The organism is Xanthomonas sp. NCPPB 3569, from assembly GCF_041475645.2.
Classification (GTDB): Bacteria; Pseudomonadota; Gammaproteobacteria; order Xanthomonadales; family Xanthomonadaceae; genus Xanthomonas; species Xanthomonas phaseoli.
The window spans coordinates 469,390-491,063 of record NZ_CM192969.1 but is presented as its reverse complement, the minus strand read 5'-3'; the positions used below and the strand labels follow the sequence as shown (position 1 = coordinate 491,063).

17 protein-coding genes and 1 pseudogene are annotated in these 21,674 nt (G+C 66.1%); 6 read left to right on the top strand and 12 right to left on the bottom strand.

Features of this window, described 5'->3' with window-relative positions:
• Positions 1-23: 23 nt before the first annotated feature.
• Positions 24-1,980 (top strand): annotated as a pseudogene (locus ACCQ03_RS01960) (choice-of-anchor X domain-containing protein).
• Positions 1,981-2,041: 61 nt separating this feature from the next.
• On the opposite strand, the gene ACCQ03_RS01955 reads toward ACCQ03_RS01960, so the two are convergent.
• From ACCQ03_RS01955 to ACCQ03_RS01945, 3 genes are read right to left on the bottom strand one after another with little or no spacing between them, the layout of a single operon-like run.
• The gene (locus ACCQ03_RS01955; RefSeq protein ID WP_209227568.1) at positions 2,042-3,499 is read right to left on the bottom strand and encodes an efflux transporter outer membrane subunit; all 1,458 of its coding nucleotides are present in this window, start codon (positions 3,497-3,499) and stop codon (positions 2,042-2,044) included.
• Positions 3,499-6,648, bottom strand: coding sequence for an efflux RND transporter permease subunit (locus ACCQ03_RS01950; protein ID WP_209227566.1), 3,150 nt, complete (start codon positions 6,646-6,648; stop codon positions 3,499-3,501). The genes ACCQ03_RS01955 and ACCQ03_RS01950 overlap by 1 nt, the downstream gene beginning before the upstream one ends.
• Positions 6,649-6,657: 9 nt before the next feature.
• A complete protein-coding gene (locus tag ACCQ03_RS01945; RefSeq protein ID WP_209227564.1) occupies positions 6,658-7,881 on the bottom strand; it encodes an efflux RND transporter periplasmic adaptor subunit in 1,224 nt (407 codons plus the stop codon).
• Positions 7,882-8,041: 160 nt separating this feature from the next.
• Between ACCQ03_RS01945 and baeS the strand changes: the two genes are divergently transcribed.
• Both baeS and ACCQ03_RS01935 read left to right on the top strand, forming a co-directional pair.
• Complete coding sequence (gene baeS, locus ACCQ03_RS01940) at positions 8,042-9,421, top strand: sensor histidine kinase efflux regulator BaeS (RefSeq protein ID WP_209227563.1); 1,380 nt, start codon at positions 8,042-8,044, stop codon at positions 9,419-9,421.
• Positions 9,418-10,101: a response regulator gene (locus ACCQ03_RS01935; RefSeq protein ID WP_017157623.1), complete on the top strand. Its 684-nt coding sequence runs from the start codon at positions 9,418-9,420 to the stop codon at positions 10,099-10,101. Before baeS ends, ACCQ03_RS01935 begins: the two co-directional genes overlap by 4 nt.
• 240 nt (positions 10,102-10,341) lie before the next feature.
• Here the strand turns inward: ACCQ03_RS01935 and purU are convergent, their stop codons facing one another.
• From purU to ACCQ03_RS01905, 6 genes are all read right to left on the bottom strand, one after another.
• Positions 10,342-11,220, bottom strand: coding sequence for a formyltetrahydrofolate deformylase (purU, locus tag ACCQ03_RS01930; protein WP_170922291.1), 879 nt, complete (start codon positions 11,218-11,220; stop codon positions 10,342-10,344).
• A 213-nt stretch (positions 11,221-11,433) separates the two neighbouring features.
• Positions 11,434-11,826, bottom strand: a complete 393-nt coding sequence (locus ACCQ03_RS01925; protein ID WP_017157625.1) for an XVIPCD domain-containing protein — start codon at positions 11,824-11,826, stop codon at positions 11,434-11,436.
• 214 nt (positions 11,827-12,040) lie between these two features.
• Positions 12,041-12,919 carry an NAD(P)-dependent oxidoreductase gene (locus ACCQ03_RS01920; RefSeq protein ID WP_057679504.1) on the bottom strand — a complete coding sequence of 293 codons (879 nt, stop codon included), beginning with the start codon at positions 12,917-12,919 and terminating at the stop codon, positions 12,041-12,043.
• A 35-nt stretch (positions 12,920-12,954) separates the two neighbouring features.
• A complete protein-coding gene (locus ACCQ03_RS01915; protein WP_150147529.1) occupies positions 12,955-14,052 on the bottom strand; it encodes an NADH:flavin oxidoreductase/NADH oxidase in 1,098 nt (365 codons plus the stop codon).
• Positions 14,053-14,132: 80 nt separating this feature from the next.
• The gene (locus tag ACCQ03_RS01910; RefSeq protein ID WP_017157628.1) at positions 14,133-15,014 is read right to left on the bottom strand and encodes an NAD-dependent protein deacetylase; all 882 of its coding nucleotides are present in this window, start codon (positions 15,012-15,014) and stop codon (positions 14,133-14,135) included.
• A 261-nt stretch (positions 15,015-15,275) separates the two neighbouring features.
• The gene (locus tag ACCQ03_RS01905) at positions 15,276-16,211 is read right to left on the bottom strand and encodes an alpha/beta fold hydrolase (protein ID WP_150145373.1); all 936 of its coding nucleotides are present in this window, start codon (positions 16,209-16,211) and stop codon (positions 15,276-15,278) included.
• A gap of 89 nt (positions 16,212-16,300) precedes the next feature.
• On the opposite strand from ACCQ03_RS01905, the gene ACCQ03_RS01900 reads away from it, so the two are divergent.
• Positions 16,301-16,723 carry a MerR family transcriptional regulator gene (locus ACCQ03_RS01900; protein ID WP_057679506.1) on the top strand — a complete coding sequence of 141 codons (423 nt, stop codon included), beginning with the start codon at positions 16,301-16,303 and terminating at the stop codon, positions 16,721-16,723.
• A gap of 67 nt (positions 16,724-16,790) precedes the next feature.
• Here the strand turns inward: ACCQ03_RS01900 and ACCQ03_RS01895 are convergent, their stop codons facing one another.
• Both ACCQ03_RS01895 and ACCQ03_RS01890 read right to left on the bottom strand, forming a co-directional pair.
• Positions 16,791-17,171, bottom strand: a complete 381-nt coding sequence (locus ACCQ03_RS01895) for a VOC family protein (protein ID WP_057679507.1) — start codon at positions 17,169-17,171, stop codon at positions 16,791-16,793.
• Positions 17,171-18,448: an MFS transporter gene (locus ACCQ03_RS01890; RefSeq protein WP_209227578.1), complete on the bottom strand. Its 1,278-nt coding sequence runs from the start codon at positions 18,446-18,448 to the stop codon at positions 17,171-17,173. The genes ACCQ03_RS01895 and ACCQ03_RS01890 overlap by 1 nt, the downstream gene beginning before the upstream one ends.
• Positions 18,449-18,544: 96 nt before the next feature.
• Here ACCQ03_RS01890 and ACCQ03_RS01885 point away from each other — a divergent pair, with 96 nt between their 5' ends.
• On the top strand, positions 18,545-19,432 hold the full coding sequence (locus tag ACCQ03_RS01885) for a LysR family transcriptional regulator (protein WP_057679508.1): 888 nt from the start codon (positions 18,545-18,547) through the stop codon (positions 19,430-19,432).
• 320 nt (positions 19,433-19,752) lie between these two features.
• On the opposite strand, the gene ACCQ03_RS01880 is transcribed toward ACCQ03_RS01885, so the two are convergent.
• Entirely contained in the window at positions 19,753-20,598 is an 846-nt protein-coding gene (locus ACCQ03_RS01880) for a hypothetical protein (protein WP_209227576.1), read from the bottom strand.
• A 326-nt stretch (positions 20,599-20,924) separates the two neighbouring features.
• Here ACCQ03_RS01880 and ACCQ03_RS01875 point away from each other — a divergent pair, with 326 nt between their 5' ends.
• Positions 20,925-21,593: a VOC family protein gene (locus ACCQ03_RS01875; protein ID WP_057679510.1), complete on the top strand. Its 669-nt coding sequence runs from the start codon at positions 20,925-20,927 to the stop codon at positions 21,591-21,593.
• Positions 21,594-21,674 lie beyond the last annotated feature (81 nt).

The window sequence follows — 21,674 nt, the reverse complement described above, 5'->3', positions numbered from 1 at the left end:
AATGCTCACGGAGAGATCTTGCCATGCCGAAGCCGTCGCTATTGTCGCTGTTGTGCTCCCTCTCACTGCTCTGTGCGCCGCTTGCGGCGGCCGAGTTGCAGCCCAAACAACTGGCTGGCCCACCGGAAGAGTTCGCGCAGATGCGTGCGCCAGATCCGGCCGAGTCGGCGATCTTGTCCAAGAGTGCATTGCTGCCGGTGGAACTGGCACCGGCCGGTCGATCCGCACGCTGGCAAGGCAACTTGCCGGTGGAAAACGGACGCCTGCGCTTCATGGTGCTGTCAGGCGATCAGGCCTGGAATGTGGCGGTGGCTGCACCTGAGCTTGCCGGCGCGCGCACCGCCGCGGTGGCGACGCCGCTGCAAGCGCAGCGCACGCTGCTGGGCACCGCCGAGCATGGCACCAGCGGTATGCGCTACGCCGTGGATTCCGCGCGCAACGGCGCATGGTCATTGACGCTGCAGTCGTCCTCGCCGGTGGCGCAGCGGGGCTACGTGCTGATGGAAGGCGATGCGCGCACGCAGCTTGCTTCGTACCTGCGCACGCGTCAGCAGCAGGTTGGCCAGTCGCTGACGCTCAACGCGCTGCTGAGCGGCAACGATGTACGCGGCGCCACGCTGCTGACGGCACAAGCCGGAACGATCGACCAGGCAAGCCTGCGTGTGATCGATCCGCAAGGCGGTGTGCGCAGCATGCCGATGGCCGACGACGGCAAGCACGACGATGGCGCCGCTGGCGATGGCGTGTACGGCGGCACGTTCCAACCGACCAGCGAGGGCACCTGGATTGCGCAGGTCGTCGTGCATGGGCATGACCAAGCTGGCCAGCCGTTCGTGCGGACCAGCGAGCATGTGGTGCCGGTGGTGGATACGTCGTTGCGTCTGCTCGGCAATGCACTGGGCGCGCGCTGCAGAGGGCACGCGACTGACGATTGCGCTACCGGTCGCGGCGCGTGGCAACGCGCCGTCGCATTACCGCGTGTTCGGCCAGGTATGGGGCACCGATGCCAAGGGCAAGGATGTGCCAGTGGCATGGATCGGCGGCATGCTGACGCCGCAGCAGGGCCAGTTGCCACTGAGTCTGGACGAACGCTGGATTGCGCGTGCCGGTGCGCGGGCACCGTTTACGCTGCGCAGCCTGCGCATCGAAGACCCGGACCATTACATTCCGCTGGTGCAGGCCGGCACGCTGCCGCTACACGTGCCGGCGTTGCGCCGCGCCAGTATCGCCCGCGCCAGCACGGCGATCGACGAGAGCATGCGCATGGGCCCGCGCCCCACTGCACTTGCTTCCGCGATGGCGACGGCACAGCCCCAGGCCGCCACGTCGCAACTGGTGCTGGTGCACGGCTATTGCTCCAACGGTGTGTGGCCGCAGGCGCAATTCACCAATGCATCGACCTTCCTGGATGCCAAGCAGAACCGCAGCAACGACCAGTTCGCGCAGCGCATCGCGCAGTTCGCCAGCCAATGGTCGTCGTTCTCCACGGTCGCGCACAGCCAGGGCGGCATGGCCGCGTTGCACCTGTATACCTACTACTGGAGCGGGCTGGATAACGCCAGCGGTGGGCGAGTGATGCAATCGGTGGGCACGCCGTATCAAGGCACCAATCTGTCCGGCGTGCTGGCCGCGGTGGGTTCGTGGTTCGGCGTGGGCTGCGGCACCAATAGCGACATGACCTACGACGGCGCCAAGGCGTGGCTGGCCGGCATTCCCGCCGACGCGCGCGCCAAGGTCAACTACTACACCACCTCGTTCGCCAAGACTAACTGGTACACCAACGACTACTGCAACGCCGCCTCGGATCTGGTCTTGAACGATCCGGAAGACGGCACGGTGGAGCAGGTCAATGCGCAGCTGCCGGGCGGTGTGAATCGCGGCCACACCACCGGCCAATGCCACACCACCGGCATGCGCGACCCGGCGCAGTATCTGGATGCCAACCGCAATGCAGTGATGAATGCGAATGCGGCCCGGTAAGACCGGTTGATCTGCGGTGCGATGGCCGGTGCGTGCGCCGGCCATCGCGCTGCATCCGGCGCTAGCGTTGCGGGGCCGGGGCTTGGGTTGATACCACGACCGATTGCGCATCGGCGCCACCGCCGAGCACCTTGTACACGGTCACCCGATTGCTCGCCTCGGTCAGCCGCAGGCTGATCAGTGTCTGTTGTGCGCTGTAGAGCGTGCGCTGCGCATCCAGCGCCACCAGGTAACTGTCCACGCCACTGCGATAGCGCGCATCCGACAGGTGGAAGCTGCGTTGTGCGGCGGCCACCATCGCCTGTTGCGCATGCCTGCGTTCTTCGAGCTGGGTGCGTTCGGCGAGCGCATCGGCCACTTCACTGAAGGCGGTCTGGATCGCCAATTCGTACTGCGCAATGGTGATGTCCTTTTGCAAGGTGGTCACATCCAGTTCGGCCTTCAACGCACCGGCGCGGAAGATCGGCAAGCTCACGCTGGGCGAGAACGACCAGGTATGGTCGCCATCGAACAGGCTGGACAACGCATCGCTACCGCGCCCGGCATTGGCGGTCAACGAAATGGTGGGGAAGAAGGCCGCACGTGCCGCGCCGATATCTGCATTGGCGGCCTTGAGCGTGTGCTCGGCCGACAGCACGTCCGGGCGCTGCAACAACACCCGCGATTCCAGCTGGACCGGCAGCGGCGCCAGTGCCACGCCCGTCTCGATCGCATCGCTGGCAGGTAGCAATGCAGCCGGCACCGAGGTGCCCACCACCAGATTCAAGGCATTGCGCGACTGCGCCAGCTGGGTGGTGTAGTTGGCCACATCAGCGCGCGCGCTTTCCACGCTGGTCTGGATCTGCGCCAGATCCAGGCCGGAAACGATGCCATTGTCGTGCTGCAGCTCGGTCAGACGCAGCGTCTGGCGCTGGCTGTCCAGGGTCTGTTGCGCGAGCGCCAGACGCTGTTGGTCGGCGGCGACGGTCAACCAGTCGTTGGCCACTTCAGCGACCAGACTCAGACGCGTGCTGCGCTGGGTTTGCTCACTGGCAAGATAGTTTTCCAGGGCCTGGTTCTTGAGGCTGCGGATGCGGCCGAACAGATCCAGCTCCCAGCTGCTGATGCCGACCTGGCCACTGGCGCTGCGGATGATCTGCGGCGCGCCGGTGAAACTGGTCGCTGCCGCGGCGCGCTGCGCGGTGTGCGAGACGGTGGCATCGACGGAAGGAAACAGGTCTGCACGTTGGATGCGGTACTGCGCGCGTGCCTGCTCGATATTGAGCACCGCCACGCGCAGGTCGCGGTTGTTGTCCAACGCCAGCGCGACCACCTGCTGCAGACGCGCATCGGTCACCACCTGTCGCCAATCCAGGGCGGCCACATTCGGCATGCCGGTGCCTGCGTTGCCGGTGCTGCCGGTGTCGCCGATCACGCTGGGCACCGCCGCATCCGGGCGCGCGTACTGCGGCGCCATGCTGACGCAACCACTCAAGGCGATGGCGCAGGCCACTGCCACACTTGCAACGCGGTAACGCATCACGGGGCCACCTCTAACGTCTCGGCGGCTGTCGCGCGATCAGACGCCCTACCAGGAAACACGCTGCGCACCACCACGTAGAACAACGGCACGAAGAAGATGCCCAGCAGCGTCGAGACCAGCGTGCCGCCGAACACGCCGGTGCCCAGCGAATGGCGTCCGCCGGAACCGGCGCCGCTGCTGACCACCATGGGCAGCACGCCGAGCAGAAACGCCAGCGAGGTCATCACGATCGGGCGCAAGCGCATGCGCGCGGCATGCAGAGTCGCTTCGATCAGCGGCTGGCCCTTCTCTTCCAGTTCCTTGGCGAACTCCACGATCAGGATGCCGTTCTTGGCCGCCAGGCCCATCGTCGCCAGCAGGCCGACCTGGAAATAGATGTCGTTGGAGAGCCCGCGCAGCCACGTTGCCAGCAGTGCGCCGACGATGCCCACCGGCACCGCCAGCATCACCGAGATCGGGATCGACCAGCTTTCGTAGAGAGCGGCCAGGCACAGGAACACGAACACCAGCGACACTGCGTACAGCATCCAGGTCTGCGCGCCGGCGGCCTGCTCCTGGTAGGACATGCCCGACCAGGCGTAACCCACGTCCTTGCCGATCTTGCCCACCAGCGCGGCGATGCCGTTCATCGCTTCGCCGGAACTGATGCCACTGGCGGCGCTGCCGGTGATCTCCATCGACTCCACGCCATTGAAGCGGCTCAGCACCTGCGGCGCATACGCCCACGCGCTGCTGGAGAACGCCGAAAACGGCACCATCTCCGAACTGCTGTTGCGCACGTACCAGCGGCCGATGTCGGCAGGCAGCATGCGCGCGCTCGCCTCGCCCTGCACGTAGACGCGCTTGACCCGGTTGTTGTTGAGGAAATCGTTGACGTAGCTGCCGCCCATCACCGTGGCCAGCGTAGCGTTGATGTCCGAAGCAGTCAGACCCAGCGCGCCGGCCTTGGCGTCGTCGATCTGCACGCGGTAAGTGGGCGCATCTTCCAGCCCGTTGAAGCGCACGGCGGTAAGGTCCTTGTCGGCGTTGGCCAGCTGCAGCAGGTGCTGGCGCGCGGTGACCAGCGCGTCGTGGCCCTTGCCGGCCACGTCCTGCAACTGCAAGGTGAAACCGGAACTGGTCCCCAGGCCGTTGATCGCCGGCGGCGATAGCGCGAATACCTGCGCATCCGGCAGCGTGCCCATCATCGCGCCGGTAATGCGGTTGGCGATCTCCTGCGCAGGCACGTCGCGCTGCGCCCAATCCTTGAGCTTGATGAAACCCATGCCCGAGTTCTGGCTGCTGCCGGCGAAGCTGAAGCCGGAGATGGTCATCATCCCCGCCACTTCCGGCTGCTTGAGGATGAAGCTGGTGGCCTGATCGATCGACTGCTGCGTGCGCTGCTGGGTGGCGCCGGCCGGCGTGGTGAACATCACCATCAGCATGCCCTGGTCTTCGTCGGGCAGGAACGAGCTGGGCAGGCGCCAGAACAACAGCGCCATCACCACCAGCAGCACCAGATAGACCAGCCCGCCGAGTTTGCGATGGCCGATCAACTTGCCCACGCCGCGGCCATAACCATCGGCGCTGCGGTCGAAGCGGGCATTGAACCAAGCGAAGAAGCGCCCGAGCACGCCCTTGCGCGACACCTGTCCACCGTGCGCGACCGGCGTGAGCAGGCTGGCGCACAACGCCGGGCTCAGGGTCAACGCCACCAGCAGCGACAACAGCATCGCTGCGGCGATGGTCACCGAGAACTGACGGTAGATTTCGCCAGTGGCGCCGCCGAAGAACGCCATCGGCAGGAACACCGCGGTCAGCGCCAGGGCGATGCCGACCAGTGCGCCGGAGATCTGCCCCATCGAGGTGTGGGTGGCCTGCCGCGGCGACATGCCGTCCTCGCTCATCAGGCGCTCGACGTTCTCCACCACCACGATGGCGTCATCGACCAGCAAACCGATCGCCAACACCATCGCGAACATGGTCAGCGTGTTGATGGAATAGCCGAGCAACGCCAGCACGCCGAAGGTGCCCAGCAGCACCACCGGCACCGCGATCACCGGGACCAGCGTGGCGCGCCAGTTCTGCAGGAACAGGTACATCACCAACACCACCAGCACGATTGCCTCGAGCAGGGTCTTGACCACTTCCTCGATGGAAATGCGCACGAACGGCGTGGTGTCGTAGGCGATCTCGTATTTGAGCCCGGTGGGGAAGTAGGGCTTGAGTTGTTCCAGCTTGGCTTCCACCGCCTTGGCCGCATCCAGTGCGTTGGCGCCGGTCGCCAGTTCAAGGCCCATGCCCGAGGCCGACTTGCCGTTGTACTTGGAACTGGAGGCATACGACTTGGACCCCAGCTCCACCCGCGCCACGTCGCGCAGATACACGGTGGCGCCGCCGGGCTGCGACTTCAGCACGATCGCCTCGAATTGCGCCGGGGTCTTGAGCTTGCTGCGCGAGGTGACCGTGGCGTTGAGCTGCTGGCCCTGCACCGCCGGCAACGCGCCCAGCGCGCCGGAGGAGACGTCGGCGTTCTGCGCCGAAATCGCGGTGCTCACGTCCGCGGGCATCAGCGCGTAGGTGCGCAACTTCTCCGGATCCAGCCACACCCGCATCGAATACTCGGAGCCGAACACGTTGACTCCGCCGACACCGTTGATGCGGCTGATCGGATCCTGCAGCGTGGACACCATGTAGTCGCCGATGTCGGTGCTGTCCATGCTGCCGTCTTCGGAGGTGAAGGCCAGCACCATGAACATGCTGCTGCCCATGGACTTGGTGACGGTCACGCCATTGCTCTGCACCGCCTCCGGCAGCATCGCCTCGCCCTGCGACACCTTGTTCTGCACCTGCACCTGGGCGGTGTCCGGGTCGGTGCCGGAGTCGAAGGTCAGGGTGATGGAGGCGGTGCCGGCGGAACTGCTGCTGGAGGACATGTACAGCAGATGGTCCAACCCGGTCATCTGCTGCTCGAGGATCTGCGTGACCGAGTTCTGCACGGTCTGCGCCGAGGCGCCGGTGTAGGTGGCGCTGACGTTGATCGTCGGCGGGGCGATGTTGGGATATTGCTCCAGCGGCAACGACAGGATCGAAAGCGCGCCGGCCAGGGTGATCACGATGGCGATGACCCAGGCGAAGATGGGACGGTCGATGAAGAAACGGGCCATGGCGGTTCCTCAGTCGGCCTTGGGCGCCGCCGCAGCGGTGTCCTGCGGGGATGGCGAGGCGTTGGCGGTCGTGCCGGCCGCAGCGGCCTGGCTCGCTTCCACGGCCTTGACCTCGGCGCCGACTGACACCTTCTGCAGGCCCTGCACGATGACCTTGTCGCCAGCCTTCAATCCGTGGCGCACCACCCACTTGTCGCCGATCGCATCGCCGGTGGTCAGCACCCGCTGCGCGACCTTGTGGTCGCTGCCGACCACCATGGCCACCGCCTCGCCCTTGCTGTTGCGGCTGATCGCCTGCTGCGGCACCAGGATGGCCTGTTCGTCCACGGCCATCGACAGCTTCGCGGTGACATACATGCCCGGCAGCAGCACGCGCTCGGGATTGGGCACCACCGCGCGCAGCTTCACCGTGCCGGTGGCGGTATCCACCGCGGCATCCACCACCTCCAACGTGCCGGTGTGCGCATAGGTGCTGCCGTCCTCCAGTTGCAGCGTCACCTCGGCCTTGCCATCCACCGCCTTGAGCTGGCCGGCATCGAGCTGGCGGCGCAACTGCAGCAGCTGGGCGCTGGACTGGGTGAGGTCCACATAGATCGGGTCGAGCTGGTTGATGGTGGCCAGCACCTCGCTCTGGCCGGCGCTGACCAGCGCACCCGGCGTGTAGCTGGATGTGCCGATGCGGCCGGACACAGGCGCGGTGATGCGGGTGTAGTCGAGATTGATGCGCGCGGTCTGCAGCGACGCCTCGGCCGCGACCACCGCCGCCTCGTTCGAGCGCAGCGTGGCCAACGCATCGTCGCCATCCTGCTTGCTGACCGCATCCAGCCCGACCAGGGTCTGGTAGCGCTGCGCCTTGGGCCTGGCCGACAACACCGCCGCCTCGGCCTGCGCCAGATCGCCCTTGGCGGTGTCGTATGCGGCCTGGTAGCTGGCCGGATCGATCTCGTACAGCACCTGCCCGGCCTGGACGTCCTGGCCTTCGGTGAACAGCCGCTTGCGCAGAATGCCGCCGACCTGCGGGCGCACGTCCGCGGTGACGTAGGCCACGGTGCGGCCGGACAAGGTCTGGTCCACGGCCAGCCGCTGCACCTTCAGCGTCTGCACGCCGACCTGCGTCTGCGGCATCTGCGGCGGCTGCCTGGAGGAACACGCGGCCATGAGCGTGGCCACGGCCGCGAGCAGCAGCCAGCGCAGGGACGCAGTGCGAAAACGATGGGCGGCGACGGGCAGCATGCGGCGAACTCACGGTTTATCCGAAGGTGGCCACGCTACGGCGCGAATGTGCAGCAAATTTGGAGATTGCCGGCAGCGGCGTCGATTCGCTTGATTTCCCCTGGTCCGACCCGGCTAATACGCAGCAGCTGCGGTTACCGCGCTTCGCATCACCTCTTCGATGAAACTGGGTATCACCGCCAAGCTGTTTCTCGCCATCCTCGCCGCGTGCGTGGCCGTACTGCTGATCAACGGCATCGCGGTGCAGGCCTTCGTCAAACGTCAATTCCTGGACTACCTCAACGAACAGGGCGTGGAGCGCATGCAGGAGACCTTGCCGCGGGTCAGGGCCGAATACGCGCGGCACGGCAACTGGGAGTTCGTGCGCGACAACCCCGATGCCTGGTTCGTGCTGATGCGCCCGGAGCGTGGCCCCGGCCCGCCGCGCGAGGCACCGCCGATTTCCGACCAGACCGGTGCGGTGTTTCGCTTCGCACTGCTCGACCAGGACTACAGGCCGGTGATTGGCAATCCGGAGGTCGGCCGCCACGACATCCTGCGCCCGGTGGTGGTTGGTGGCCGCACTGTCGGCTGGATGGCGATGCTGCCGTTCCAGAAGGCGCTGGCGGCGGCGGACGCGCGCTTCTACGCCGCGCAGCAACGCGCGTGGTGGGCGATCGGCGGCGCCTGCCTGCTGGTCGCCGCACTGCTCGGCTGGCTGTTGTCGCGCACCTTGCTGCGGCGCCTGCGTGGCCTGACCCAAGCCACCCACCTGCTGGCTGCGGGCGACTACGCCACCCGCATCGACGCCGCCGCGCGCGACGAACTGGGTCAGCTGGCGCGCGATTTCAACCTGCTGGCGCAAGCGCTGGAGCACAACGAACGCGCGCGGCGCGACTTCATGGCCGACATCTCCCACGAGCTGCGCACACCGCTGGCGGTCCTGCGCGCGGAACTGGAAGCGCTGCAGGACGGCATCCGGCCGATGACACCCAACTCGCTGGGGTCGCTGCACCAGCAGGTCGGCCAGCTGGGCAAGCTGATCGAAGACCTGTACGACGTGTCGCTGACCGATGTCGGTGCGCTGGCGTATCGGCGCGCTCCTCTCGATCTGGCGGTCATCCTGGCAACCGTGCTGGACGGCTTGCGCACGCGCTTTGCCGCCGCGCAGCTGCAGCTGCAGGCGCAGATCGATGCCGGCCCGCTGCAGGTGGACGGCGACGAGCGCCGTCTGCAGCAACTGCTGGGCAACCTGCTGGAAAACACGCTGCGCTACACCGACGCCGGCGGCACGGTGCAGGTGCGCTGCGTGCGCCGCGGCGCGGTGCTGGAGCTGGTGGTCGTAGACAGCGCGCCGGGCGTGGATGCGGACAAGCGCGCGCGTTTGTTCGAACGCTTCTACCGCACCGAGGCCTCGCGCAATCGTGCCAACGGCGGCAGCGGCCTGGGGCTGGCGATCTGCCGCAACATTGCCGAAGCACACGGCGGCTCGATCCACGCCGAGGCGTCCGCACTGGGCGGGCTGCGCATGGTGCTGCGCTTGCCGGCGCTGGCCGCATGAGCAGCGCGTCCCCGCTCGGGCATGTGCTGATCGTCGAGGACGAACCGCGCCTGGCCGCGGTGTTGGGCGAGTACCTGCATGCGGCCGGCTATTCGCACGACTGGATTGCCGATGGCGCGCAAGCGCTGGGCGCATTCCGCGCGCAGCAGCCGGACCTGGTGTTGCTGGACCTGATGCTGCCCAACCGCGGCGGCCTGGACATCTGCCGCGACCTGCGCAAGGAAAGCGCGGTGCCGGTGATCATGGTCACTGCGCGCGTGGAGGAAATCGACCGCCTGCTGGGCCTGGAGATCGGCGCGGACGACTACATCTGCAAGCCCTTCAGCCCGCGCGAAGTGGTGGCGCGCGTCCAGGCCGTGTTGCGCCGTCATCGTCACGACCCGCACGGCGCACCGGCACCGGGCCTGCAGATCGACGAAGACGCCTGTCGCGCCAGCGTGCATGGCCGCGTCCTGGACCTGACCCAGGTCGAATTCCGCCTGCTGCGCACCCTCGCCGCCGCTCCCGGGCGGGTGTACTCGCGCGAGCAACTGATGGGCCGGCTCTACGCCGACCACCGCATCGTCACCGACCGCACGGTCGACAGCCACGTCAAGAATCTACGCCGCAAGCTCGCCGATGCCGGCGGCGAGGACTGGGTCCGCTCGGTCTATGGGGCGGGGTATCGCTTTGAGCCGTGAATGGGGAATCGGGAATGGGGAATCGGGAGAGCAGGAGCGGGGCGTTGTTTGTCTTTTCTACTTCGCGTTTGAAGCTTTTGGTTCACATCGGCTTGCGAAACGGAACCGTCCGGGCAAGCCCCTAGCCTTTGATTTTGCGATTCCCGATTCCCGATTCCCCATTCCCCATTCCCCATTCCCCATTCCCCATTCCCCATTCCCCATTCCCCATTCCCCATTCCCCATTCCCCATTCCCGGTATCAACGAAACACCACCGTGCGATGTCCATTGAGCACGATGCGGTGTTCGACGTGGCGGCGTACTGCGCGCGCCAGCACCAGTGATTCGGTGTCGCTGCCCAGGCGAATCAGGTCGCGTGGGGTCATGGCGTGGTCCACGCGCGCGACGTCCTGTTCGATGATCGGGCCTTCGTCCAGATCTTCGGTGACGTAGTGCGCGGTGGCGCCGATGATCTTGACCCCGCGTGCGTGCGCCTGGTGATACGGCTGCGCGCCCTTGAAGCTGGGCAGGAAACTGTGATGGATATTGATTGCGCGCCCGGCCAGTGCCCGGCAAAGCTGCGGCGACAGGATCTGCATGTAGCGCGCCAGCACCACCAGATCGATCTGCAGATCATCGACCAGGGCGAGCAGCTGCGCTTCCTGCGCGGCGCGCGTGTCGGCGCTTACCGGCAGATGGTGGAAGGCGATGCCGTAGGAGGCTGCCAACGGCGCGAAGTCGGTGTGGTTGGAAACCACCGCAGCGATGTCCACCGGCAATTGCCGGCTGTGCATGCGGAACAGCAGGTCGTTGAGGCAATGGCCCTGCTTGCTCACCAGCACCAGCAGGCGCGCGCGGCGGCGTGCGTCGTGCAGTTGCCATGTCATCTGGAATTCGTCGGCCAGCACGGCAAAGCGCTGCTCCAGCGCGGCAATGTCGGTCTTTGCCGGTTTGTGGAAATGCACGCGCAGAAAGAATCGCCCGCTTTCGTCGTCGCCGAATTGCTGCGCGTCGAGGATGTTGTAGGCCAGGTCGAACAGCAGCCCGGTCACGCGATAGACGATACCGGTGCGGTCGGGACAGGACAGGGTGAGGATGTAGTCGGAGCGCATCGGCGCATGATAGCCAATGCACGACATCACCGACGCAGTGCTTGCGTCGGTAACTTTTGCAGTGCGAACAGGTGCAAGAAACGGTGTGCCGTCCAGCCGATGTTCAACGCTGACCGTGGTCGCGTTGCGCTCGTGCTGCACGATGACGTGCGGCCAAAACGACGTGCAGCGCGGCAGCAAAGCGCATCACGCGCCGATGGCCGGTGACGCGGCACCGCCACGCAGGTCTGGTAACGGCTCTCAGCGCGGCGGCAAACGCAGCATCAGCCGCCGGTTGATTTCGTCCAGCTGCGCAAGCGATGCGTCGACCGATGTTTCCATGGCTTCCTGCGTGGTGATATGTGCACGCAGATGCGCGGGATCGGACAGCTCGCCACGTACCAGGAACACGTTCTCGCCGACCTCGCCCAGATGGCGGCTGAGCACCACGTAGTCCACCTGATCGAAGCCATGCTGCTTGGCCAGCGGCAGCAGGCGCGCGGCCATGCGCTCGCTCGCCTGGTCCACCGGCTTGCCCAACTCGGCGTCCAGCACGCTGACCGCTTCGCGGATCTGTGCGAACAGGTAATGGTCCGGGTGCTCGGGATGGTCAGGGCCCACCGGGCCCTGGTTGATGACCGGTGCGTCGGTCATCGTGTGCCACCGGCGCACGCCAATGCGCGCGGCGCGCGCTCGGTCGAACCGAGCGTGATATGCAGGTGTCGCATCGCATCCTCCCTGGAGCGGCGGCTGTAACGAGCCGGCATTTTAGAAGGTCTGCTGCATGTTGAGGTGAGCAAGCGGTGGGCCGCCGTGGCGCGACGCGAAGTGCCCTGCGCAGGGCTCAATCCGCGTTGCGCAACGCGGATCAGGCCACCTGCCCTGCCCGCCGCGCCGAGACTTCCGCCAGGACCGCCCAGTCTGCATTGCCGTCGCCATGCGCAATGGCCTCGTCCAGCCCTGCGCGCAGCAGTTCGCCCAACGGCATCGGCACCTGCTTGTCGGCGCCGGCCTGGATGGCCAGGTCCACATCCTTGCGCCCCAGCGTGGCGGTGAAACCCGCCGGCAGGTATTGGCGCTGCATGATCAGCCGGCCATAGCCCTGGTAGGCGGGCGCGGCGAACAAGGTGCTGGTGAGCATGCCCAGAAATTGCGTGGCATCCACGCCATGACCGCGTGCCAGCGCACTGGCTTCGGCCATGGCGCCGATGGCGCTGGCCAGGCAGAAGTTGGCCGCCAGCTTCACTGCATTGGCTTGCTCCGGTGCGCAACCGATGTACCAGGTCTTCTGCCCCAGTGCGTCGAACATCGGCTGCACGCGAGCCACGGCCGCTTCATCGCCGGCGGCGAGGATATTGAGCTTGCCGGCTTCGGCCACGTCCACACGCCCGAGCACCGGCGCGGCCACGTAGGCCACACCGCGTTCGGCATGCAGCGCGGTCAATTCATGTGCCAGCGCCACCGAGATGGTGGCCATGTTGACGTGCACGCTGCCTGCCGGCAAAGCATCCAGTACGCCGCACTCCAGCAAGGTCTGGCGCACTGCGTTGTCGTCGGCCAGCATCGAAAACAGCAGCGGGCCGTGCGCGGCATCGCGCGGCTGCTCCACCACCGTGGCGCCAGCCTCGCGCAGCGGCTGGGCGCGTTCGGGCGAACGGTTCCAGACGCTCAACGCGAACCCGCCACGCAGCAGGTTGTGCGCCATCGGCAGGCCCATCGTGCCCAAGCCCAGAAATCCTATCGGCATGCGGTGTCCTTGTTCGGTATGACGTCAGGTGCAAATCAGGTGGCGAACACGCCCCGCGCATCGCGCGGTTCGCAACGCAGGTATTGCGGTGCCGGCGTGACCGAGGCGCCCAGTGCCGCGGCGGCATGCCACGGCCAGCGTGGGTCGTACAGGATGCCACGCGCCAGCGCGATCGCGTCGGCCTGGCCTTCCTGCAAAATCGCCTCGGCCTGCGCCGGCTCGGTGATCAAGCCTACGCCAATCACCGGCGTGTTCACCTGCGCGCGAATCTCCTGCGCGAACGGAATCTGATAGCCCGCCTGTAGCGGAATCTGCTGGCGTGGATCCAGCCCGCCGCTGGAGACGTGGATGTAATGCGCGCCGCGTGCATCCAGCGCCTGCGACAAGGCGATGCTCTGCTGCACATCCCAACCGCCTTCGACCCAATCGGTGGCCGAGATACGCACGCCAACGGCGATTTTTTCCGACACTGCCGCACGCACCGCATCGAAGATGCGCAGCGTCAGCCGCATGCGGTTTTCCAGCGACCCGCCATACGCATCGCTGCGCTGATTGCTCAACGGCGACAGGAATTGATGCATCAGATAACCGTGTGCGGCGTGCAATTCGATCAGCTCCAGGCCCAGCCGTTCGGCACGTTTTGCCGATGCGACAAAGGCCTCCACCACCGCATCGATCCCCGCCTCGTCCAGTGCCTGCGGCGCTGGCTGCCCCGCGCGGAACGGCAGCGCCGATGCAGACACGGTCTGCCAGCCATGTGCGTGATCGGGTGCGATGGCCTCGCCGCCTTTCCACGGCAGATCGGTCGACGCCTTGCGGCCGGCGTGCGCCAGCTGGATGCCGATCGGCATCGGCGACCAGCGTCGTACCGATTGCAGTACCTCGGCCAGGGCCTGCTCGGTCGCGTCGTCGTACAACCCAAGATCGGCGTAACTGATGCGCCCCTCCGGCACCACCGCCGCCGCTTCGAGAATCAGCAAGCCAGCGCCGGATTGCGACAAGGTGCCCAGGTGGATGCGGTGCCAGTCGCTGGCGCAGCCGTCCTGTGCCGAGTACTGGCACATCGGCGCGATGACAATGCGGTTGGCGAGCGCGAGCGGACCGAAGGAGATGGGAGAGAACAACTGGCTCAAGGCGGCATCCACAGCTGACATGGGGTGCTTATTGCACTGCGCCGCGCGCGCCGGCACAACCGCTGCGATGGATCACTGCGTCATGCAGAGCGCGCACTGGCGTCATTGACGCTGCGCCCACGCGGCAGGTCCGGCGGCGCGTGCAGGAAGGCCAGCGCCTGCGCGCACGACTGCTCCACCTTCAGCGTGAGCAGCGCGTCGGCGCGCGTGCGCCCGAAGTTGAGCGCGGCGATCGGCAAGCCATTGCGCGCGGCGGTCTGCACGAAACGAAACCCCGAATACACCATCAACGACGAGCCCACCACCAGCACGGCGTCGGCAGCGTGCAGATGCGCAAAGGCGCGCTCCACCCGCTCGCGCGGCACGTTCTCGCCGAAGAACACCACATCCGGCTTGAGCACGCCACCGCACGCCGGGCACGGCGGCACCACGAAATGCTCGAAGGCCACATCGTCCAGATCGGCATCGCCGTCGGGTGCTTGCGCGGCCTCAAGCGCTGCCCAGCCGGGATTGGCCTGCTCGAGCAACAGTTGAAATTCGGTGCGTGGCATGCGGCGCTCGCAGCCCATGCAGCGCACCACATCGAGCCGGCCGTGCAGATCGATCACCGCCTGGCTGCCGGCGGCCTGGTGCAGGCGGTCCACGTTCTGGGTGAGCAGCACTTCCAACTGGCCGCGCGCTTCCAGCGCAGCCAGCGCGTGATGGGTGGCATTGGGTTGCGCCAGACCGAAGCGCGGCCAGCCGACCAGGCTGCGCGCCCAATAGCGCTGCCGCGTGGACAGCTCGCCCATGAACGCCTGGAATGTCACCGGCTGTGGACGCTTCCAGCCGCCTTGCAGATCCCGGTAATCGGGAATGCCCGAATCGGTGCTGCAGCCGGCACCGGTCAGCACGAACAGGCGCTGATGGCGCTCGATAAAGTCCTGTAGCGCGTGGTCGTCGTGGGCAGGGACAGCGGTCATGTGGTCGTTCCGGAAAGCCATGGGAGCACGTTGCGCCAGCGCCACGTGCCAGGCCCGCTGCGGCGCCGTGTCGGCCGCCAGACCGGCGCGCTTGGTCGCACATAGCTGTGCACATCACACCGTCGTCGACGAGTGAAGAGACAGACCGAATACGCGCAACGCGCCGCCCTGGATGCAGCACGCAGACGGTACGGCATCCCGTTGTGGCTGCGCAGTTGGTGCGATCCGTCCGCGCGGTCGGCCACGCCGTGGCAGCCGAGCTCAAGGCGCGGCGCGCCTGTGTTCGACAAAGCGCAGCAGATCCTGATTGAAGCGCGCGCTGTCCTCCAGGAACGGCGCGTGCCCGGCATCCGGATACAGCACGGTCTGCGCGCGCGGCTGCAGCTGGCGCGCACGCGCCAAGGTCGGCTCGGTGGCGACCAGGGCATCGCGCACGCCGTACATCAGCAGGACCGGCAGGTGCGTGCGCTGCAGGCCGGCGACATCGATCGACATGCCCTGCACGGCACGCTGCATGTCCCACGAGGCCAGCGATGCATTGGCCAGCAAGGTCTCGAACACCGGCACCGGCGGTTGGGTGGCAAAGCACAGCCGCAGGAAATCCTGCACCGCCTGCAGGTGCGTGCGCAGGTCGGGCGAAACCAGGTCGCGATAGACCGCCGGATGCGTGCCCAGCTGCTCGGCGCGCAGTTCGATCACACCGTCGACGTACACCACGCCGGCAAGCCCGGTATCGCCATATCGGCTCAGGTAGTTGCTGATCACCGCGCCGCCCAGGGACCAGCCCACCAGGACCGCCTCGCGCGCATCGGCCGCCTTCAACACGGCAGCCAGGTCGTCGGCCCAACGCATACCCTCTTGATACGCCGACGCGGCGGCCGGCTTGCCGGACAGCCCGTGGCCGCGCAGGTCGTAGGTGATCAACCGGTAGCCCTGCAGCTGCGGGTCGGCCAGCTGTGCATCCCAATTGATGCGACTACCGAGCAGGCCGTGCACGAAGACGATGGCCGGGCCGTCGGTGGCGCCGTGCTCCTGCACGGCCAGGGCCACGCCATCTGGAGCAGCGACCTGGTAGCTGCGCGGGTTGGCGGTGGTAGATGGGCTTGCTGACGCGATGGCGCAGACACACAGCAGCAGGCTCGCCAGCGCGCGCTGCCACCAGCGGGCACTGGCAAGTGAAGCGGGTCGAACGGACATGGAGATGCCTTGCAGGACAGGGAAGACGGCATCGTCGGGCCTCACACCAATGTGAGGGTCAAGCGCTGCGTGCCACGTATGCTTGGCAGATGGCCACCTCTTCCAACGCTGACATGCGCATCGGCGCGCTGGCGCAGCTGACTGGCGTCAGCGTGCGCTCGCTCCGCCACTACGATGCCCAGGGCTTGCTGACCTCCTCGCGCAGCGCCAATGGCTATCGGCTGTTTGCGGCCAGCTGCGTGACGCAGGTACGGCAGATTCAGCGCCTGATCGGTACCGGCTTCAGCCTGGAAGACATCCGCCGGTTTCCCGATTGCATGCGGCTGGTGGAAGGCGCGCCGTTGTGCCCGGAAGCCCTGCCGGCGTATCGCCAACGGCTACAGTTGATCGAGCGCCAGCTGGCCGACCTGGAACGCCGCCGCGCGCGATTGCTGGCCACCCTCGCGCAAGATCCGTCAGCGCTGATCACGCCGCAACGCATGCACGGCAAGCGCAGTGCGCCGTCGCGATGACGGGCGCTGGCGCAGGTACGAGCGGCACATCCCCACCGCGCTGCGCAGATGACGCAGCAGCCCGCCGTTACAGCAGATTGCTGACCTCGATCAGATTGCCGTCCGGGTCGCGGAAATACACCGATAGCAAAGGCCCGGTGGCGCCTGTGCGCTGGATCGGGCCCTGTTCGATGCTCACGCCGGCGGCAACCAACTCTGCTTCTGCCTGCGCCAATGGGGTCGTGGTGATCAGGCACAGATCGGCAGAGCCGGGTGTCGGTCGTTGCGCCTTCGGTTCGAACTCGCGCCCGGCCGCATGCAGATTGATTTTCTGTTGCCCGAACCCCAGCGCACGCCGTCCCTCGCCGAAGCTGATCACCTGCATGCCGAGCACGCGTGCATAGAACGCGCAGGTGACGTCCACATCGGCCACGGTCAACACCAGATGATCGAGTCGCTCGATCTGCATCACTCACCTCGCGCAGGATGGAGTGCAAAGCGCCCATAGGGTCGCGCGTCGTCTGCGCGTTGTCGCAGGACATGCGCCGACGCAAGGGCCAGCATCAACAGCGTCAGGCACAGGCCGACCAACGCGGCCCAGCCGCCGTGTTGCCAGAACCAGCCACCCAGCGCGCCGATCACGCTGGAGCCGGCGTAATACGCCAGCAGATACAGCGAGGCCGCATGGCTGCGATGCGCCCCGCCGAGCCGGCTCACCCAGGCGCTGGCGGCCGAATGCGCGATGAAAAACCCGATCGTCACCACCACGATGCCGGCCACCACCAACGCCAGCACGTGCGCCAGGGTCAGCGCCATGCCGAGCACGCACAGCACGATGCCGGTGGTGACCACGGGCCCGCGCCCGAACCGGTCCGACGCCGCGCCGGCCACCGAGGAACTGACGATGCCGAACACATAGGCGCTGAAGATCATGCCGATCTGGCTCTGGCTCAGGCCGAATTCCGGCCCGCCCAGGCGAAAGCCGGCGTAGTTGTACAGGCACACAAACACACCCATCAACAGGAACGGCAGCGCGAACAAAAACGGCAGGTTGCGATCGCGCAGATGCCCGGCCCAGGCGCGCAGATGGAAGCGCAGGTTGATGCCGTGCCGGCGCACGAAGTTGCGCGACGGTGGCAGCAACCAGAAGAACGCCAGCGCGCACAGCAGATCGAACACGCTCAACACCGCCAAGGCGGTGCGCCAATCGGTGTGGTCGGTCAGCACGCTCATCACGATGCGCCCGCTCATGCCGCCAAAGGCATTGCCGGCCACGTACAGGCCGGTGGCGGCCCCCATCTTGCTGGCCGGCAATTCCTCGCCCAGGTACACCATCGCCACCGCCGGCACCCCGCCCAGCGCGATACCGGACAAGGTACGCACCACCACCAGCGCGCCCCAGTGCGGCAGGAACGCCGCAATCAGATTGAGGACTGCCGCCAACGCGATCGACACGAACATCAATCCGCGCCGGCCCAGGTTCTCCGACACGGCGCCAGCACAAAAGATCGCCAGCGCCAGCGCGCCGGTCGCCAACGACAACGGCAGCGAGGCGGTCGCTGCGTCCACCTTGAAGGCATGCGCAAATTCCGGCAGCAGCGGCTGCACGCTGTACAGCAGCGAAAAAGTCGCAAAGCCGGCCAGAAACAGCGCCAGGCGAATACGCACCGCTGCCGGTGCGTCGGCGCCACTGCCGGGCGTAGATGGATCAGGCAACAAGCCCGAGCGAGGATCGGAGGAGGACACAGTCATGCGCGTGCAACGTGGGAAGGCGAGTATTCGCCCGTCCGCACCCCCTGTCCAATATATGATGGTGGCAGTTGCCATATCTGGAACAGATGGATGGAGCTGCGCCAGCTGCGCTATTTCCTCGCCGTTGCCGAAGAGGGCAACTTCACCCGCGCTGCCGCGCGCGTGGGCATTGGGCAACCGCCGCTCAGCCAGCAGATCCAGACCCTGGAACGCGAGCTGGGCACGCCCTTGTTTCGGCGCACCCACAGCGGCGCCGAGCTCACACCGGCCGGCGAGGCGTTCGTGGGCGAGGTGCGCCGCGTGCTTGCCGATGTGGAACGCGCCGCCGAAACCGCCCGCCGGGTGGCGCGTGGCGAGTCCGGACGGCTGCGCCTGGGCTTTACTGCTTCGGCCGCCTTCAGCCCGGTGGTGCCGCGCTTGATTCGCGACTTCCGCCGCAAGTGGCCGCAGGTGGAGTTGCTGTTGGAAGAGACCAATACCGCCAGCCTGCTGGTCGGGCTGGCCGATGGCCGCCTGGATGCGGCGTTCGTGCGCTATGGGCTGAGCACGCCAGCGGATCTGCAGTTGCTGCGCTTTGCCGATGAACCAATGAAGATCGCCGTGCCCGCCGCGCATCCCCTGGCCACGCGCAACAGTGCGCCGTTGGCGGCGCTGGCTGGCGAACCCTTCATCCTGTTTCCGCGCAGTTTCGGCTCGAGCCTGTACGACGAAATCCTCGCCGCCTGCCGCGACTCCGGCGTGACCTTGCGCATCACCCAGGAGGCGCCGCAGATGTCGTCCATCATCAATCTGGTGGCCGCCGAGCTGGGCGTCTCGGTGGTGCCTGCCTCCACCGCGCAGCTGCAGCGGCCCGGCGTGCGCTATCTGGATATCGAAGGTCATATGCCGCTGGCGCGGCTGGCCCTGGCGGCCGCGCCGGGCGGATTGGAAACCACACCGTTGGTGCGGCATTTGTGGGCGCTGGCAAGGTTGCTCTAGCGCTGGCAGCACGACTCACGCTACAGCGACGTTTTTACCTGATGCCGTTGGAATGATGTTGCCCCTAAGCACTAGCTCATTGCCGACTGCATGCACCGACCGCGGAGGGCCGGCGCTCACTGCAGACATCGTCTGAGTAGAAGCCGGTCATTTTCCAGACCCTCGAAGTCTGGGGCGGTCTCGGGTTGTTGTTCGTGTAGTAAAACCAAGCCGGCATGTACCTCGCTCCGCTTCGGAATACCCACCGCCGTCCCATGCAGACCATCGAAACGCTGCAGGCTCGCTCTTCAAGAAATGCCACCGTTGTCGCCAGCATGTGCTCAAGACGCGCTTACTGCCCTCCGCCTGCTTGGTGGGCAACCATCCTTGAGGACAGCCGCCAGCGCGGGTCGCATGTAGTCCTGATAGCCGGGATCTTGACTTCGAAGCATCGTTTCGAGCGCTGCAGTTACACTATCGAAGTACGCCATCGTATTCCCGCGGTAGCCGCTGTATTCGATGCCGGTACCATTGGCATCGATACCCGTCAGTTCATTCAAGATGGCTTCCAGACCGTGTATGTTCAAATCGATTTTTTTTAAAAGTTCCTGGTCATCGCCTCGAGTTGAGAGTTCGTTTTTCAGGCGTTTCAGCCGGTCCAGGAAATCGTTGGCTCTTGCAAGATGTGATTCCAATTTTTTTTGATTGCTGATTTTTTTCTCAAACTTCCGCAGGTTGCGATCAATTCGGTCAAGGCTACGATCACTGATATCGCCACCTTCATCGCCGATACTCTCCAACGCCTGTTTGTCCCGGGAAATGATTCCCTTGAGAATATTTAGATTGGATGCTTGCCGGCTGCCGGCGCTGCTTCCCGCGCAGCGTTCCTGAAGGCGCCGCCACTGGTCATCCAGCATGATCGCGCGTTGCAGCATCGATCGGCGTTTCCCGGCCAACTCCTCCGCCTTCGACTGGAGGCGCGACTGGGCAGTGGATTGGCTTCTACTCCCGGAAGATCTGCGGGCCGGTCGCTCCAGGGATGACAGCCACATATCGGCAATCCGGCTTCCGGCGCAACTCTCGACGGCGCCGTGCTCCTGCGGCCCGGCAGTCAGGCTTCCTGCATGCGACATGGGGTTGCTGGTGGACGCGTCGGCGGTGTCATGCTCGCGCACCTCTGGCGCCATGTGTGCAGAGGGTATGCGTAGACAGTTTCCCATTTTACGTCTCCCATGCTTTTTTAAAGCATAGGCAATGATGCGCATGCCGCATCCACGCCGACGGAAATCCCGCTTGCGGATGCGAAGGCCTGGCCTGCCATGAAGCGACCTGTCGGGCAGCGAATGGCTGTGAATCTTGGAATTGGGAGATACCAGCAATTCAGACAAAAGTCCGCAAGGTCAGCCTGCAGGCTGGCACTCACTCACCGCAGGTTACCAGGCGCAGAATGAAGCGCTTGACCTCAACTGCGCTTGAGGTCGTTCAATGCCGGTTTCCCAACGACATTGCCGCCATGCATCTGCGTCATCTGGTACTGCCCTGCCTGGACCCCGACCTGACCCTGCGCTTCTACCGCGATGTGCTGCAGTTGCCCGTACATGGCAATGCGGTGCGCATCGGCTGGAGCACACTGGAGTGCGTGCAGGCGCAGCACCCGGTGGGCAGCGTGCATCTGGCCTTCAATGTGGCCCCGTCGCGCTTCCAAGCCGCTGCGCAGTGGATTGGCGCACGCGCCACCTTGCTGAGCGATCCACACGGCCGCAAGCACTTCGCCCTGGACGGCGCGTGGCAGTCGCACTCGGTGTACTTCGCCGGACCCGATGGCGCAGTGCTGGAGTTGATCGCGCGCAATGCCTTGCAGGATGCACCAGCCGGTGAAGGCCAGTTCGGCGGCGAAGAACTGCTGTGCCTGAGCGAAATCGGCTTGCCTAGCAACAATGTCGAGGTGGTGACGCGCAGCCTGGCGCATCACTTCGGCCTGCAACCCTTCGCCCCGCCACTGGAGGGCTTTGCAGCCTTGGGCGATGACCACGGCCTGTTGATCGTGGTCGACCAGCGCCGGCGATGGTTTCCGCAACAACGGCAACTGCCCTGGGCCGACGGCCTGCGCATCAGTGTGGACGCGCCAGAACCCGGCCTGCGCCTGCGCGATGCGCAAGGGTGGGAATTGCTGGCGGCGTAACTGCCGCGCGGCCCGATCCAGGTAGATCCATGCGCAACCGCACTACGCTCGCCGCCGATAGGTACGGCCGGCCCGGCACGG

Bases quoted from the DNA above. Each gene is read 5' to 3' on its own strand.
- ACCQ03_RS01955 (WP_209227568.1), bottom strand. From the start codon at position 3,499: ATGCGTTACCGCGTTGCAAGTGTGGCAGTGGCCTGCGCCATCGCCTTG.
- ACCQ03_RS01950 (WP_209227566.1), bottom strand. From the start codon at position 6,648: ATGGCCCGTTTCTTCATCGACCGTCCCATCTTCGCCTGGGTCATCGCC.
- ACCQ03_RS01945 (WP_209227564.1), bottom strand. From the start codon at position 7,881: ATGCTGCCCGTCGCCGCCCATCGTTTTCGCACTGCGTCCCTGCGCTGG.
- baeS (WP_209227563.1), top strand. From the start codon at position 8,042: ATGAAACTGGGTATCACCGCCAAGCTGTTTCTCGCCATCCTCGCCGCG.
- ACCQ03_RS01935 (WP_017157623.1), top strand. From the start codon at position 9,418: ATGAGCAGCGCGTCCCCGCTCGGGCATGTGCTGATCGTCGAGGACGAA.
- purU (WP_170922291.1), bottom strand. From the start codon at position 11,220: ATGTCGTGCATTGGCTATCATGCGCCGATGCGCTCCGACTACATCCTC.
- ACCQ03_RS01925 (WP_017157625.1), bottom strand. From the start codon at position 11,826: ATGACCGACGCACCGGTCATCAACCAGGGCCCGGTGGGCCCTGACCAT.
- ACCQ03_RS01920 (WP_057679504.1), bottom strand. From the start codon at position 12,919: ATGCCGATAGGATTTCTGGGCTTGGGCACGATGGGCCTGCCGATGGCG.
- ACCQ03_RS01910 (WP_017157628.1), bottom strand. From the start codon at position 15,014: ATGACCGCTGTCCCTGCCCACGACGACCACGCGCTACAGGACTTTATC.
- ACCQ03_RS01905 (WP_150145373.1), bottom strand. From the start codon at position 16,211: ATGTCCGTTCGACCCGCTTCACTTGCCAGTGCCCGCTGGTGGCAGCGC.
- ACCQ03_RS01900 (WP_057679506.1), top strand. From the start codon at position 16,301: ATGGCCACCTCTTCCAACGCTGACATGCGCATCGGCGCGCTGGCGCAG.
- ACCQ03_RS01895 (WP_057679507.1), bottom strand. From the start codon at position 17,171: ATGCAGATCGAGCGACTCGATCATCTGGTGTTGACCGTGGCCGATGTG.
- ACCQ03_RS01885 (WP_057679508.1), top strand. From the start codon at position 18,545: ATGGAGCTGCGCCAGCTGCGCTATTTCCTCGCCGTTGCCGAAGAGGGC.
- ACCQ03_RS01880 (WP_209227576.1), bottom strand. From the start codon at position 20,598: ATGGCGCCAGAGGTGCGCGAGCATGACACCGCCGACGCGTCCACCAGC.
- ACCQ03_RS01875 (WP_057679510.1), top strand. From the start codon at position 20,925: ATGCATCTGCGTCATCTGGTACTGCCCTGCCTGGACCCCGACCTGACC.